The following is a 15,104-nucleotide window of genomic DNA, read 5'->3' on the forward strand; positions in this document are numbered from 1 at the left end:
GGGAACGACTTATGAAACTAAAGACCACATTGTTCGGCAATGTTTATCAGTTTAAGGATGTAAAAGAGGTGCTGGCGAAAGCCAACGAACTGCGTTCGGGGGATGTGCTGGCCGGCGTCGCGGCGCAAAGTTCGCAGGAGCGCGTGGCGGCGAAACAGGTGTTGTCGGAAATGACGGTGGCGGATATTCGCAACAACCCGGTGATTTCCTATGAAGAGGACTGCGTCACGCGTCTGATTCAGGACGACGTCAACGAGACGGCCTACAACCGCATTAAGAACTGGAGCATCAGTGAGCTGCGTGAGCACGTGCTGAGCGATGAAACCTCGGTTGATGATATTGCCTTTACGCGTAAAGGGTTGACCTCGGAAGTGGTGGCCGCGGTGGCGAAGATCTGTTCTAACGCCGATCTGATCTACGGCGGCAAGAAAATGCCGGTTATCAAAAAGGCCAACACCACGATCGGTATTCCGGGCACCTTCAGCTGTCGTCTACAGCCGAACGATACCCGTGACGATGTGCAGAGTATTGCCGCACAAATCTATGAAGGACTCTCTTTCGGTGCCGGTGATGCGGTAATTGGCGTCAACCCGGTGACCGATGACGTGGAGAACTTAAGCCGCGTACTGGACACGGTGTATGGGGTGATCGACAAGTTCAACATCCCGACCCAGGGCTGCGTGCTGGCACACGTTACCACTCAGATTGAAGCGATTCGTCGCGGCGCGCCGGGGGGGCTTATCTTCCAGAGTATCTGCGGCAGCGAAAAAGGCTTGAAAGAGTTCGGCGTGGAACTGGCAATGCTGGACGAAGCGCGTGCGGTAGGCGCGGAGTTTAACCGGATCTCCGGGGAAAACTGCCTGTACTTCGAAACCGGACAGGGCTCGGCGCTCTCCGCCGGGGCGAACTTCGGCGCGGATCAGGTGACGATGGAAGCCCGCAACTACGGTCTGGCGCGCCACTACGATCCGTTCCTGGTAAACACCGTGGTGGGTTTTATCGGGCCTGAGTATCTCTATAACGACCGGCAGATCATTCGTGCCGGTCTGGAAGACCACTTTATGGGCAAGCTGAGCGGCATCTCGATGGGCTGTGACTGCTGCTACACCAACCATGCCGATGCCGATCAGAACCTCAACGAAAACCTGATGATTCTGCTCGCCACCGCGGGCTGTAACTACATCATGGGTATGCCGCTTGGCGACGACATCATGCTCAACTACCAGACGACCGCTTTCCACGATACCGCGACCGTACGCCAGTTACTGAATCTGCGTCCGTCTCCGGAATTTGAGCGCTGGCTGGAAACGATGGGCATTATGGCAAATGGTCGCCTGACCAAACGGGCGGGCGATCCGTCACTGTTCTTCTGATGACGCGGGGATGACAAACAATGGATCAAAAACAGATTGAAGAAATTGTACGCAGCGTGATGGCGTCAATGGGACAGACACAGCCGCAGCCACAGACCGCCGCCCCGTCGCCGCAGTCCTGCAACCAGCCACAGTGCGCGGCACCGTCCACCGCAGAAAGCTGTGCGCTGGATCTGGGCTCCGCCGAAGCGAAAGCGTGGATTGGCGTGGAGAATCCGCACCGTGCCGAGGTGCTGACTGAACTGCGGCGCAGTACCGCGGCGCGCGTCTGCACCGGACGTGCCGGTCCGCGTCCGCGTACTCAGGCGCTGCTGCGCTTTCTCGCCGACCACTCGCGCTCGAAAGACACCGTACTGAAAGAAGTGCCGGAAGAGTGGGTGAAAGCCCAGGGGCTGCTGGAGGTCCGTTCGGAAATCAGCGACAAAAATCTCTACCTGACGCGCCCGGATATGGGGCGTCGACTGAGCCAGGAAGCCATTGAGGCGCTGAAATCGCAGTGCGTGATGAGTCCGGATGTGCAGGTGGTCGTATCTGACGGCCTGTCTACCGATGCGATCACCGCGAACTACGAGGAGATCCTGCCGCCGCTGCTGTCCGGTCTGAAGCAGGCCGGGCTGAAGGTCGGGACGCCGTTCTTTGTCCGCTATGGTCGCGTGAAGATTGAAGACCAGATCGGCGAGATCCTCGGTGCGAAGGTGGTGATTCTGCTGGTCGGTGAACGTCCGGGGCTGGGGCAATCAGAAAGTCTCTCCTGCTATGCGGTCTATTCACCGAAGGTGGCGACCACCGTGGAGGCCGACCGTACCTGTATTTCCAACATCCACCAGGGCGGCACGCCGCCGGTAGAAGCGGCTGCTGTGATCGTGGATTTGGCCAAACGTATGCTGGAGCAGAAAGCGTCCGGCATCAATATGACCCGTTAAGGAGGCATCATGCCAGCATTAGATTTGATTCGACCCTCGGTCAGCGCGATGCGCGTGATTGCTTCCGTGAACGATGGGTTTGCACGCGAACTTAAATTACCGCCGCATATACGTAGCCTCGGTCTCATCACGGCAGATTCTGATGACGTCACGTATATTGCCGCAGACGAAGCGACAAAACAGGCGATGGTTGAAGTGGTGTATGGCCGTTCGCTGTATGCCGGGGCGGCCCACGGGCCGTCACCGACCGCGGGTGAAGTGTTGATTATGTTGGGGGGGCCGAACCCGGCGGAAGTGCGCGCCGGTCTGGATGCGATGGTCGCCCATATCGAAGGCGGCGCGGCGTTCCAGTGGGCGAACGATGCAGAAAACACGGCGTTTCTGGCGCACGTGGTGTCGCGTACCGGTTCTTATCTTTCGTCAACGGCAGGCATTGCGTTGGGCGATCCGATGGCCTATCTGGTGGCACCGCCGCTGGAAGCGACGTATGGCATTGATGCGGCGATGAAATCTGCCGATGTCCAGTTGGTGACCTACGTGCCGCCACCGTCGGAAACCAACTACTCGGCGGCGTTTTTAACCGGCAGCCAGGCTGCCTGTAAAGCCGCCTGCAATGCCTTTGCCGATGCGGTTCTGGATATCGCCCGTAACCCTGTTCAGCGCGCGTAACGGAGGTCATCGATGATCAATGCACTGGGGCTACTGGAAGTGGAGGGCATGGTTGCCGCCGTTGACGCGGCGGATGCCATGCTGAAAGCCGCCAATGTCAACCTGCTGAGCCATGAAGTGCTTGACCCGGGTAAGGTGACGCTGGTGGTGGAAGGCGATCTGGCGGCGTGCCGCGCGGCGCTGGATGCTGGAAGCGCCGCGGCACAGCGGACCGGTCGCGTCATCAGCCGCAAAGAGATTGGTCGGCCAGAAGACGATACCCAGTGGCTGATCGGCGGATTTAAGCGGGCGTCGAAACCCTCTGAGCAGAAGAAAGCGCCGACGCCTGAAGCGCCTGCGCGGTCTGAATTCGCCGATGCGCTGTTGGCACAACTCGCCACAGTGCGTCAGGGGATGACGGCGGGAGAGGTCGCCGCGCACTTTGGCTGGCCGCTTGAAGAGGCCAGAAACGCGCTGGAACAACTCTTTACTGACGGGGCGTTGCGTAAACGCAGTAGTCGCTATCGCTTAAAAAATTAACCTGTCGGAGGGCCGGACGTCTTACCAGGCGTCCGGCATAAAAGATCATGAAAAAGACCCGTTCAGCCAGTTTGCACCATCTTTATCATGAAGCGTTACCCGAAGACGTTAAACTTACGCCAAAGGTTGAAGTGGATAACGTTCACCAGCGGCGGACCACGGATGTTTATGAGCACGCCCTGACGATCACCGCCTGGCAGCAGATTTACGATCAGCTTCATCCGGGGAAGTTTCATGGCGAATTCACGGAAATCCTGCTCGATGATATCCAGGTTTTTCGCGAATACACCGGACTGGCGCTGCGTCAGTCTTGCCTGGTATGGCCGAACTCGTTCTGGTTTGGCATTCCGGCCACGCGCGGCGAGCAGGGATTTATTGGCGCCCAGTGTCTTGGCAGCGCCGAGATTGCGACTCGCCCCGGGGGGACTGAGTTCGAGCTGAGCACGCCGGATGATTATACGATTCTCGGGGTAGTTATCTCGGAAGATGTGATTTCCCGTCAGGCACAGTTCTTACATAATCCGGAAAGGGTGCTGCATATGCTGCGCAACCAGTCGGCGCTGGAGGTCAAAGAGCAGCACAAGGCGGCGCTGTGGGGCTTTGTCCAGCAGGCGCTGGCGACCTTTAGCGAGAGCCCGGAGAATCTTCATCAACCCGCAGTGCGTAAGGTGCTGGGGGATAATCTGCTGCTGGCGATGGGCATGATGCTGGAGGACGCGCGACCCATCAATTCGGCGGAGAGCATCAGCCATCAGGGCTACCGCAAACTGCTCTCCCGGGCGCGGGACTATGTGCTGGACAATATGTCGGAGCCGTTGACGGTACTCGACCTCTGCAACCAGCTCCACGTCAGCCGTCGTACGTTGCAGAACGCATTTCACGCCATTTTAGGGATTGGCCCGAATGCATGGCTGAAGCGGATCCGCCTGAATGCAGTGCGACGGGAATTAATCAGCCCGTGGTCGCAGAGTACCACGGTCAAGGATGCGGCAATGCAGTGGGGATTCTGGCATTTAGGGCAGTTCGCTACCGACTACCAGCAACTGTTCGCCGAGAAGCCGTCGCTGACGTTGCACCAGCGCATGCGCCAGTGGATGTAGTGGCGTGCCTGATGGCGCTTCGCTTATCAGGCCTACAAAGACAGACCCCGTAGGCCGGATAAGGCGAAGCCGCCATCCGGCATTAATAACGTCCTCAGACCTGGGGGTAATGCGTCACACCCACTCGCGTACCTGAATAAAATCGCGCAGCGCGGCCTCCGGGCTGTCGGCGTCCGGCTGCCAGTCATATTCCCAGCGAACCAGCGGCGGCATTGACATCAGAATGGATTCCGTGCGTCCACCGGTCTGTAACCCGAACAGGGTGCCGCGATCCCACACCAGATTAAACTCCACGTAACGGCCACGGCGATAGAGCTGGAAGTTTCGCTCACGTTCACCCCAGCGCATCGCCTTACGACGCTCAACGATCGGCAGATACGCCTCGGTATAACCTTGACCTACGGCCTGCATGAAGGCAAAACAGTGGTCAAAATCCGGCGTATTCAGGTCGTCGAAAAATAACCCGCCGATGCCGCGCTGTTCGTTGCGATGTTTGAGGAAGAAATAGTCGTCGCACCACTTTTTGTAACGCGGATAGACATCATCGCCAAACGGCTGGCACAAATCGCGCGCGGTACGATGCCAGTGGACGGCGTCTTCTTCAAAGCCGTAGTAAGGCGTTAAGTCGAAGCCGCCGCCAAACCACCAGACCGGGTCGGCACCTGGTTTTTCGGCAATAAAAAAACGTACGTTGGCATGGCTGGTGGGAATATAGGGGTTGAGCGGATGCACGACCAGCGATACGCCCATCGCTTCAAAACTGCGTCCTGCCAGTTCCGGGCGGTGCGCGGTGGCTGACGCTGGCATAGCGTCGCCGTGTACGTGAGAAAAATTGACCCCAGCCTGTTCGAAGATGCCGCCGTTACGCAGCACCCGACTGCGCCCACCGCCGCCCGCTTCACGCTGCCAGCTATCCTCAACAAACTCCGCGCCGTCAATGGCGGTGAGCTGCTGGCAAATGGCATCCTGCAGGTTCAGCAGGAACTGTTTTACGCGTAGAGCATCGGGTTTCATGATTAACGTTTCTTCGAGTGTGCTTTCTGATTATCAAACCAGTGGAAATAGCTGATCACGCCGTTGGCGATGGCGGTGGCAATCTTCTGGCGAAAAGCCGTGGTGCCCAGCAGTCGCTCTTCTTCCGGGTTGGTGATGAACGACGTTTCCACCAACACCGAGGGGATTGAGGGTGATTTTAGCACCACAAACGCCGCCTGTTCCGTACTGCGGCTGTGTAATTTATGTACCGGCTTGATCTTCCTGAGAATATGCGAACCCAGCGTCAGGCTGTTTTTGATGGTATCCGTCTGTACCAGGTCAAATAGTACCTGCTGTAGCAGGTGATCTTTGTCGGTCGTTTTCTTGCCGGCCACTTCGTCGGCGCGGTTTTCGCGATCGGAAAGGTATTTCGCCATGGCGCTACTGGCCCCGCGATTGGAGAGGGCAAACACTGACGCACCCGCCGCGCTGGGATTGGTGAAGCCGTCGGCGTGGATAGACATAAACAGATCCGCGCCGTGCTTATGGGCGATTTCAACGCGATCGTACAGAGGAATAAAGGTGTCGCCCGAGCGCGTCAGGCGGCAGTCGATCCCCTGGCTGCGTAAAATTGAACGCACATTTTTCGCAATCGCCAACACGACGTGCTTTTCTTTGGAGCCGTTGCGGCCAATGGCTCCGGTGTCGATACCGCCGTGTCCGGGGTCCAGTACGACAATGCGCTTGCCGCCCGATTTTTTTGTGGCGGGTTGGCTGTGACCATTGCTGGTTTTCAGTGGAGCTTCTTTGGCTGAGGCGTTCGACATCCCTGTTAATGTCAGCGCCGCCAGTCCGGCTTTCAGCACCTGGCGGCGCGATGTGAGAATTTTTAGCGGTTTAAAAGTGCTCATACGGCCTGAGTTGTAAAAAAAAGAATCCCGATGTTATATCGTATCGCGTAATCCGTTACGACGCTTGATGTTGAGAATTGTTTTACTTTTCATTTCAATACGTGACAATTGGCTATTATGCCATTTTTTCCGCCGTTTCGCGTCAGATATTGGCTAAATCAGTCGTTCACGCCATAATCACTATTTTTAAGGCTAAAAGGGTCTCAATACCATGGAGATACGCGTTTTTCGCCAGGAAGATTTCGAAGAGGTGATCACCCTCTGGGAGCGCTGCGATTTGCTGCGGCCGTGGAATGACCCCGAAATGGATATCGAGCGGAAGGTGAATCATGACGTCAGCCTGTTTCTCGTCGCAGAAGTGAACGGGGAAGTGGTGGGAACAGTGATGGGCGGCTATGACGGCCATCGCGGGTCGGCCTATTATCTCGGTGTGCATCCGGAATTTCGCGGTCGCGGCATCGCCAATGCGCTGCTTAATCGACTTGAGAAGAAACTCATCGCCCGCGGTTGCCCGAAGATTCAGATCATGGTGCGTGAAGATAACGATGTCGTGTTGGGGATGTATGAGCGACTCGGCTATGAGCATTCCGACGTGCTGTGTCTGGGGAAACGCCTGATCGAAGATGAAGAATACTGAGTTTCATCCTGCTGATTACGACAACCACGGTCATTTGCGTCTGCCCTTTTTATTCTGGCTGGTACTGCTGCTCCAGGCGCGGACCTGGGTGCTGTTTGTGATCGCAGGTTCCTCTCGCGAGCAGGGCACCGCGCTGCTAAATCTGTTTTATCCCGATCACGACAACTTTTGGCTGGGACTGCTGCCCGGCATTCCGGCGGTGCTGGCGTTTTTGCTCAGCGGACGACGTTACACCTTTGTACGTCTGTGGCATGCGTTGCGACCGCTGCTGATGGTGGCTCAGATGGCGCTGCTCTGCTGGCAGCCCGTGCTGTGGTTCAATGGCTCCCCTGTTAACGGCGTTGGCCTGGCGCTGGTGGTGGCCGATATTGTGGCGCTTCTCTGGCTACTGACCAACCGACGAATGCGTGCCTGTTTTGCCCTGGAAAAAGAATAACGGAACTTTTTGGCGAAGCCGGACTCCAGGTAACGTTGAATATCAAAGAAAGGAAGTGAGATGAAATCGCTGCGTGTATTGTTATGTGCCATGCCGCTGGTACTGACCGGCTGTTCGACGCTGTCGTCGGTAAACTGGTCCGCCGCTAATCCGTGGAACTGGTTTGGTTCATCGACAGAGGTGACCGAGCAGGGCGTTGGGGCGCTCACGGCATCGACGCCACTGGATGAACAAGCCATTGCTGATGCGCTGGACGGCGACTATCGCCTGCGCAGTGGCATGAAAACCGAGAACGGCAATGTGGTACGCTTTTTCGAAGCTATGAACGGTGACAAGGTGGCGATGGTTATCCACGGCGAGCAGGGTAACATCAGCCGTATTGATGTCCTGGATAGCAAGATCCCTTCCGACGCAGGCGTTGACATTGGCACACCGTTTAGCGACCTCTACAGTAAAGCGTTCGGCAATTGTCAGCCTGCCAGCCACGATGAGCAGAGCGCGGTAGAATGTAAAGCCGAAGGCAGCCAACATATCAGCTATCTCTTTACCGGTGAATGGAAGGGACCGGAAGGGCTAATGCCGCCAGACGATACGCTGAAAGCGTGGAAGGTGAGCAAAATTATCTGGCGTCGTTAATTTGCGTCTGAACAAACCCTGGAAAGTAAAAACAGGGTAAAATAACGCTCATCAATGCCACGATTGCGTGGCATTCTCATTTTTCAGGAGGAATGATGTCTCAGGTTCAGAGTGGCATTTTGCCAGAGCATTGCCGTGCGGCGATTTGGATTGAAGCGAATGTAAAAGGCGACGTTGACGCCCTGCGTGGGGCGAGCAAAGCGTTCGCCGATAAACTGGCGACCTTCGAAACCAAATTCCCGGATGCCCATCTGGGCGCGGTTGTGGCATTTGGCAACAAAACCTGGCGCGCCCTGAGCGGCGGGGTGGGGGCTGAAGAGCTGAAAGACTTTATCCCTTACGGTAAAGGTCTGGCTCCGGCCACGCAGTACGACGTGTTAATCCACATTCTTTCTCTGCGTCATGATGTCAACTTCTCAGTCGCCCAGGCGGCCATGGAAGCCTTTGGCGACTGTATTGAGGTACAAGAAGAGATCCACGGGTTCCGTTGGGTGGAAGAGCGTGACCTCAGCGGCTTTGTTGACGGCACAGAAAACCCGGCAGGTGAAGAAACGCGCCGCGACGTGGCGGTCATCAAAGACGGCGTGGATGCCGGCGGCAGTTACGTCTTTGTTCAGCGCTGGGAACACAATCTGAAACAGCTCAATCGTATGAGCATTCACGATCAGGAAATGATGATCGGTCGAACCAAAGAAGCCAACGAAGAGATCGATGGCGACTCCCGTCCGGTAACGTCGCACCTGAGCCGTGTGGATCTGAAAGAAGACGGCAAAGGGTTGAAAATTGTTCGCCAGAGCTTGCCGTACGGGACGGCAAGCGGTACTCACGGTCTCTATTTCTGCGCCTATTGCGCGCGTCTGCACAACATCGAACAGCAATTGCTGAGCATGTTTGGCGACACCGACGGCAAACGTGACGCCATGCTGCGCTTCACCAAACCAGTGACCGGTGGATATTACTTTGCGCCGTCGCTGGATCGTTTGCAGGCGCTGTGATTTTCTGCGTACTCACGTCGGTACTGGCAGCATAAAAATAGTGTCCCCGCCTCGGCGGGGATTATTTTTACCTAAGATTTACCTTAATTAGTGAGCTGTTCCTCAGCACTTATCTGTTTTTACTGTATTTTCAGTGTTAATGGAGTGTGAGACTCCATTTTCACAAGGAGAGCATTGAAATGGGTAAACTCACGGGCAAAACAGCATTGATTACGGGCGCATCACAGGGTATTGGCGAAGGTATCGCCAAAGTATTTGCACGCCATGGCGCGAACTTAATCTTGCTGGATATCTCCGATGAGATTGAAAAGCTGGCCGATGAACTGGGTGGCCGCGGGCATCGCTGTACGGCGGTGATTGCGGATGTGACCAATCCCGCGTCTGTGGCAGCGGCGCTGAAGAAAGCGAAAGCGGTGGAAGGCCGCATCGACATTCTGGTCAACAATGCGGGCGTTTGCCGTCTGGGAAGCTTCCTCGACATGACTGACGAGGACCGCGATTTCCACATTGATGTGAACATCAAAGGCGTCTGGAACGTGACCAAAGCCGTTCTGCCGGAGATGATTAAGCGTAAAGATGGACGCATTGTGATGATGTCATCGGTTACCGGCGACATGGTGGCCGATCCCGGGGAAACCGCCTATGCGTTATCGAAAGCGGCGATTGTGGGACTAACCAAATCGCTGGCGGTAGAGTATGCCCAGTCGGGGATTCGCGTGAATGCGATTTGCCCGGGCTACGTGCGTACCCCGATGGCAGAGAGCATTGCGCAGCAGTCAAATCCGGCCGATCCGGAGTCGGTGCTGACCGAGATGGCGAAGGCTATTCCGCTACGTCGACTGGCCAGCCCGCTGGAAGTGGGTGAACTGGCGGCTTTTCTCGCGTCCGATGAATCCAGCTATCTCACGGGTACACAAAACGTGATTGATGGGGGCAGCACACTGCCGGAGACCGTCAGCGTCGGCATCTGACGGCCGCGTAACCCCTTCTGATTCTCAGGAGGGGTTTTCTCTTATTCCCTTTTCAACTTTCAAATCAGTAAACGGTATATAAAACCGTTACTCCTTTCACACTCGTTATAAATATTATGGCTATTAGAAAGTCATCAAATTTATAAGGGTGCGCAATGGCCGTTAACTTACTGAAAAAAAGATATCTGACGCTGATGGCGTCGCTGTTACTGGTCGGTCAGGCGCAGGCGACGGAGCTATTGAATAGCTCATACGACGTCTCCCGAGAACTGTTTGCTGCCCTTAACCCGCCGTTCGAACAGCAGTGGGCGAAAGATAACGCTGGCGATAAGCTGACCATTAAGCAGTCGCATGCGGGCTCTTCAAAGCAGGCGCTGGCGATTTTACAAGGGCTGAAAGCCGATGTCGTGACCTACAACCAGGTGACCGACGTGCAGATCCTGCATGACAAAGGCAAGCTGATCCCGGCGGACTGGCAAAGCCGCCTGCCGAACAACAGTTCACCGTTCTACTCCACGATGGGATTCCTGGTGCGTAAAGGCAACCCGAAGAACATCCATGACTGGAATGACCTTGTCCGAACTGACGTGAAACTGATCTTCCCGAATCCGAAAACCTCCGGTAACGCGCGTTACACTTATCTGGCCGCATGGGGCGCAGCCGATAGCGCGGATGGCGGCGATAAAGCCAAAACCGAACAGTTCATGACGCAGTTCCTGAAAAACGTCGAAGTGTTTGATACCGGTGGTCGCGGCGCGACGACCACGTTTGCTGAACGCGGACTGGGCGATGTGTTGATAAGCTTCGAGTCTGAAGTGAACAACATTCGCAAACAGTATGAAGCGCAGGGTTTTGAAGTCGTTATCCCGAAAACCAATATTCTGGCCGAGTTCCCGGTCGCCTGGGTGGACAAAAACGTACAGGCCAACGGCACCGAGAAAGCGGCAAAAGCCTATCTGAACTGGTTGTACAGCCCGCAGGCGCAAACCATCATCACCGACTACTACTACCGCGTGAACAACCCGGAGGTGATGGACAAGCTGAAAGATAAATTCCCGCAGACCGAACTGTTCCGCGTGGAAGAAAAGTTTGGCTCCTGGCCTGAGGTGATGAAAACCCATTTCACCAGCGGTGGCGAACTGGACAAACTGTTGGCGGCGGGGCGTAAGTAATGTTTGCAGTCTCCTCCCGACGCGTGCTGCCCGGCTTTACTTTAAGTCTGGGCACCAGTCTGCTGTTTGTTTGCCTGATTTTGTTGCTGCCGCTCAGTGCGCTGGTGATGCAACTGGCGCAGATGAGCTGGGCGCAATACTGGGAGGTGATCACCAATCCGCAGGTGGTCGCCGCCTATAAGGTGACGCTGCTGTCGGCGTTTGTGGCGTCGATTTTTAACGGCGTGTTTGGCCTGCTGATGGCGTGGATCTTAACCCGCTATCGCTTCCCGGGACGGACGCTGCTGGATGCGCTGATGGACCTGCCGTTTGCTCTGCCGACGGCAGTCGCAGGTCTGACGTTGGCCTCGTTGTTTTCCGTTAACGGTTTTTACGGCGAATGGCTGGCGAAGTTTGATATCAAGGTGACGTACACCTGGCTTGGTATCGCGGTGGCGATGGCTTTTACCAGCATTCCGTTTGTGGTGCGTACCGTGCAGCCGGTGCTGGAAGAGTTAGGCCCGGAATATGAAGAAGCGGCGGAAACGCTCGGCGCAAGTCGCTGGCAGAGCTTTCGCAAAGTGGTACTGCCGGAACTGTCGCCGGCGCTGGTGGCTGGCGTGGCGCTGTCGTTTACCCGCAGCCTCGGCGAGTTCGGCGCGGTGATTTTTATCGCCGGTAATATCGCCTGGAAAACGGAAGTGGCCTCGTTGATGATTTTTGTTCGTTTGCAGGAGTTCGATTACCCTGCCGCCAGCGCGATTGCTTCGGTGATCCTCGCGGCATCGTTGCTGCTGCTGTTTTCGATTAACACTCTGCAAAGTCGCTTTGGCCGACGTGTGGTAGGTCACTAATGGCGGAAGTTACTCAATTGAAGCGTTATGACGCCCCCCGTATTAACTGGGGAAAATGGTTTCTGATTGGCACCGGTATGCTGGTGTCGGCGTTTATCCTGCTGGTGCCGATGCTCTACATTTTCGCCAAAGCGTTTAGCCTTGGGCTGATGCCGGTACTACAGAATCTGACCGACCCGGATATGCTGCACGCCATCTGGCTGACGGTGCTGATTGCGCTGATTGCGGTGCCGGTGAACCTGGTGTTCGGTATTCTGCTGGCCTGGCTGGTGACCCGTTTTAATTTTCCGGGGCGCCAGTTGCTGCTGACATTGCTGGACATTCCCTTTGCTGTCTCGCCGGTGGTGGCGGGGCTGGTGTATTTGCTGTTCTACGGCTCGAATGGTCCGCTGGGCAGCTGGCTGGATGAGCATAACTTGCAAATTATGTTCTCCTGGCCGGGGATGGTGCTGGTCACTATCTTCGTCACCTGTCCGTTTGTGGTACGTGAGCTGGTGCCGGTGATGCTCAGCCAGGGCAGCCAGGAGGATGAGGCGGCGATTTTGCTGGGCGCATCCGGTTGGCAGATGTTCCGTCGCGTGACGTTGCCGAACATTCGTTGGGCGCTGCTGTATGGCGTGGTGCTGACCAACGCCCGTGCGATTGGCGAGTTTGGCGCGGTGTCGGTAGTGTCGGGCTCGATTCGCGGGGAAACGCTATCGCTGCCGTTACAGATTGAATTACTGGAGCAGGATTACAACACCGTCGGCTCCTTTACCGCCGCCGCGCTGCTGACGCTGATGGCGATTATTACCCTGTTTTTGAAGAGCATGTTGCAATGGCGCCTGGAGAATCAGGAAAAACGCGCGCAACAGGAGGAAAATCATGAGCATTGAGATTGCCAATATTAAGAAGTCTTTTGGTCGCACCCAGGTGCTGAACGATATCTCACTGGATATTCCTTCAGGTCAGATGGTTGCGCTGCTGGGGCCGTCCGGTTCCGGAAAAACCACGCTGCTGCGCATTATTGCCGGACTGGAACATCAGTCCAGCGGCCATATTCGTTTCCACGGCACGGACGTCAGTCGCCTGCATGCGCGCGATCGTAAAGTCGGTTTTGTCTTCCAGCACTATGCGCTGTTCCGCCATATGACGGTGTTTGACAATATCGCCTTTGGCCTGAGCGTCCTGCCGCGTCGTGAGCGCCCCAATGCGGCAGCAATCAAAGCGAAGGTGACGAAACTGCTGGAGATGGTGCAACTGGCACACCTGGCGGATCGCTTCCCGGCGCAGCTTTCAGGTGGACAAAAACAGCGTGTCGCGCTGGCCCGCGCCTTAGCCGTTGAACCGCAAATTCTGTTATTGGATGAACCGTTCGGTGCCCTCGATGCGCAGGTACGAAAAGAGTTGCGCCGTTGGTTGCGTCAACTGCATGAAGAGCTGAAATTCACCAGCGTCTTTGTCACGCACGATCAGGAAGAGGCTACGGAAGTGGCGGATCGCGTGGTGGTGATGAGTCAGGGCCATATTGAACAAGCCGATGCGCCAGACCAGGTATGGCGTGAACCGGCGACCCGCTTTGTGCTGGAGTTTATGGGCGAAGTTAACCGCCTGCAGGGCACCATTCGCGGCGGACAGTTCCATGTTGGCGCCCACCGCTGGCCGCTGGGCTATACGCCAGCGTATCAGGGACCGGTCGATCTGTTCCTGCGTCCGTGGGAAGTCGACATCAGTCGCCGTACCAGTCTGGATTCACCCTTGCCGGTACAGGTCATCGAAGCCAGCCCGAAAGGCCACTACACCCAATTAGTTGTGCAGCCACTCGGGTGGTATCACGAACCGTTGACGGTGGTTATGCAGGGAGACGATGCCCCGGTGCGCGGCGAGCGTCTGTTTGTCGGGCTGCAAAACGCACGGTTGTATGATGGCAATCAGCGTATTGAGACCCGCGAAGAGGAACTTGCTCTGGCACAAAGTGCTTGATAGGTTATCTGTATGTTTATCGCCCGGAGGCGCAACGCGATCCGGGCTTTTTTATGGACAGCGTGCGTGAACACATTAGAACAAACAATTGGCAATACGCCTCTGGTGAAACTCCAGCGCCTGACACCGGATAATGGCAGTGAAATTTGGGTCAAACTGGAAGGCAATAACCCGGCAGGTTCGGTGAAAGATCGTGCTGCATTATCGATGATTGTTGAGGCGGAAAAACGCGGCGAGATTAATCCTGGCGACGTGTTAATTGAGGCGACCAGCGGCAATACCGGCATTGCGCTGGCTATGATTGCCGCGTTGAAAGGTTATCGTATGAAGCTGCTGATGCCAGACAACATGAGTCAGGAGCGTCGTGCGGCGATGCGCGCCTACGGTGCCGAGCTGGTTCTGGTCACTAAAGAGCAGGGAATGGAAGGGGCGCGCGATTTAGCGCTGGAAATGGCCCAGCGCGGCGAAGGTAAACTGCTGGACCAGTTCAACAACCCTGATAATCCGTACGCGCATTACACCACCACAGGGCCGGAAATCTGGCAGCAAACGTCCGGACGCCTCACCCATTTTGTCTCCAGTATGGGCACTACGGGCACCATCACCGGCGTTTCCCGCTTTCTGCGCGAACAAGAGAAACCGGTGACGATTGTGGGGCTGCAACCGGAAGAGGGCAGCAGCATTCCGGGGATTCGCCGCTGGCCAGCGGAATACCTGCCGGGCATTTTTAATGCTCAGCTTGTCGATCAGGTGGTGGATATTCACCAGCGAGATGCGGAGAACACCATGCGTGAACTGGCTGTACGTGAAGGGATCTTCTGTGGCGTCAGTTCAGGCGGCGCAGTGGCCGGCGCGATACGGATTGCGAAAGCGAATCCGGGCGCGGTGGTAGTGGCGATTATTTGCGATCGCGGCGATCGTTATCTCTCTACTGGTGTGTTTGGCGAAGAACACTTCAGCCAGGGCGCAGGGATTTAATCACCACATAGCCC

At 56.2% G+C, this 15,104-nt stretch carries 17 protein-coding genes; 15 read left to right on the top strand and 2 right to left on the bottom strand.

Annotated features, from left to right (window positions below; all coding sequences use genetic code 11):
* Positions 1-11: 11 nt before the first annotated feature.
* Genes eutB through eutR form a run of 5 tightly spaced genes read left to right on the top strand, consistent with a single transcriptional unit; the run spans position 12 to position 4,584 of the window.
* Positions 12-1,373, top strand: a complete 1,362-nt coding sequence (gene eutB / locus I6L53_RS06190; protein WP_042317658.1) for an ethanolamine ammonia-lyase subunit alpha — start codon at positions 12-14, stop codon at positions 1,371-1,373.
* A gap of 20 nt (positions 1,374-1,393) precedes the next feature.
* Positions 1,394-2,296 carry an ethanolamine ammonia-lyase subunit EutC gene (gene eutC / locus I6L53_RS06195; RefSeq protein WP_042317659.1) on the top strand — a complete coding sequence of 301 codons (903 nt, stop codon included), beginning with the start codon at positions 1,394-1,396 and terminating at the stop codon, positions 2,294-2,296.
* 9 nt (positions 2,297-2,305) lie between these two features.
* Positions 2,306-2,965: an ethanolamine utilization microcompartment protein EutL gene (gene eutL / locus I6L53_RS06200; RefSeq protein ID WP_042317660.1), complete on the top strand. Its 660-nt coding sequence runs from the start codon at positions 2,306-2,308 to the stop codon at positions 2,963-2,965.
* Between the two features lie 12 nt (positions 2,966-2,977).
* Entirely contained in the window at positions 2,978-3,484 is a 507-nt protein-coding gene (gene eutK, locus I6L53_RS06205) for an ethanolamine utilization microcompartment protein EutK (RefSeq protein WP_042317661.1), read from the top strand.
* Between the two features lie 47 nt (positions 3,485-3,531).
* Positions 3,532-4,584 (top strand): HTH-type transcriptional regulator EutR, encoded by a 1,053-nt coding sequence (gene eutR, locus I6L53_RS06210; RefSeq protein WP_042317662.1) that lies wholly within the window; start codon positions 3,532-3,534, stop codon positions 4,582-4,584.
* Between the two features lie 114 nt (positions 4,585-4,698).
* Here the strand turns inward: eutR and hemF are convergent, their stop codons facing one another.
* A complete protein-coding gene (hemF, locus tag I6L53_RS06215; RefSeq protein WP_042317663.1) occupies positions 4,699-5,598 on the bottom strand; it encodes an oxygen-dependent coproporphyrinogen oxidase in 900 nt (299 codons plus the stop codon).
* Positions 5,599-5,600: 2 nt separating this feature from the next.
* Positions 5,601-6,470 (bottom strand): N-acetylmuramoyl-L-alanine amidase AmiA, encoded by an 870-nt coding sequence (gene amiA / locus I6L53_RS06220; RefSeq protein ID WP_042317664.1) that lies wholly within the window; start codon positions 6,468-6,470, stop codon positions 5,601-5,603.
* Positions 6,471-6,681: 211 nt separating this feature from the next.
* On the opposite strand from amiA, the gene I6L53_RS06225 reads away from it, so the two are divergent.
* From I6L53_RS06225 to cysM, 10 genes are all read left to right on the top strand, one after another.
* Complete coding sequence (locus tag I6L53_RS06225) at positions 6,682-7,107, top strand: GNAT family acetyltransferase (protein ID WP_042317665.1); 426 nt, start codon at positions 6,682-6,684, stop codon at positions 7,105-7,107.
* Positions 7,094-7,543, top strand: coding sequence for a DUF2919 domain-containing protein (locus I6L53_RS06230; protein WP_042317666.1), 450 nt, complete (start codon positions 7,094-7,096; stop codon positions 7,541-7,543). Before I6L53_RS06225 ends, I6L53_RS06230 begins: the two co-directional genes overlap by 14 nt.
* Positions 7,544-7,603: 60 nt before the next feature.
* Complete coding sequence (locus I6L53_RS06235) at positions 7,604-8,179, top strand: RpoE-regulated lipoprotein (RefSeq protein ID WP_042317667.1); 576 nt, start codon at positions 7,604-7,606, stop codon at positions 8,177-8,179.
* Positions 8,180-8,274: 95 nt separating this feature from the next.
* Positions 8,275-9,174 carry a Dyp-type peroxidase gene (locus I6L53_RS06240; RefSeq protein ID WP_042317668.1) on the top strand — a complete coding sequence of 300 codons (900 nt, stop codon included), beginning with the start codon at positions 8,275-8,277 and terminating at the stop codon, positions 9,172-9,174.
* Positions 9,175-9,353: 179 nt separating this feature from the next.
* Positions 9,354-10,145: an SDR family oxidoreductase UcpA gene (gene ucpA, locus I6L53_RS06245; protein WP_042317669.1), complete on the top strand. Its 792-nt coding sequence runs from the start codon at positions 9,354-9,356 to the stop codon at positions 10,143-10,145.
* Positions 10,146-10,300: 155 nt separating this feature from the next.
* Positions 10,301-11,317: a thiosulfate/sulfate ABC transporter substrate-binding protein CysP gene (cysP, locus tag I6L53_RS06250; RefSeq protein ID WP_042317670.1), complete on the top strand. Its 1,017-nt coding sequence runs from the start codon at positions 10,301-10,303 to the stop codon at positions 11,315-11,317.
* Complete coding sequence (gene cysT, locus I6L53_RS06255) at positions 11,317-12,150, top strand: sulfate/thiosulfate ABC transporter permease CysT (protein WP_042317671.1); 834 nt, start codon at positions 11,317-11,319, stop codon at positions 12,148-12,150. Before cysP ends, cysT begins: the two co-directional genes overlap by 1 nt.
* Positions 12,150-13,025 (top strand): sulfate/thiosulfate ABC transporter permease CysW, encoded by an 876-nt coding sequence (gene cysW / locus I6L53_RS06260; RefSeq protein ID WP_042317672.1) that lies wholly within the window; start codon positions 12,150-12,152, stop codon positions 13,023-13,025. The genes cysT and cysW overlap by 1 nt, the downstream gene beginning before the upstream one ends.
* Positions 13,015-14,112 carry a sulfate/thiosulfate ABC transporter ATP-binding protein CysA gene (gene cysA / locus I6L53_RS06265; RefSeq protein ID WP_042317673.1) on the top strand — a complete coding sequence of 366 codons (1,098 nt, stop codon included), beginning with the start codon at positions 13,015-13,017 and terminating at the stop codon, positions 14,110-14,112. Before cysW ends, cysA begins: the two co-directional genes overlap by 11 nt.
* 66 nt (positions 14,113-14,178) lie before the next feature.
* Positions 14,179-15,090, top strand: a complete 912-nt coding sequence (cysM, locus tag I6L53_RS06270) for a cysteine synthase CysM (protein ID WP_042317674.1) — start codon at positions 14,179-14,181, stop codon at positions 15,088-15,090.
* Positions 15,091-15,104: the final 14 nt, after the last annotated feature.

Source organism: Citrobacter farmeri (genome assembly GCF_019048065.1).
GTDB lineage: Bacteria > Pseudomonadota > Gammaproteobacteria > Enterobacterales > Enterobacteriaceae > Citrobacter_A > Citrobacter_A farmeri.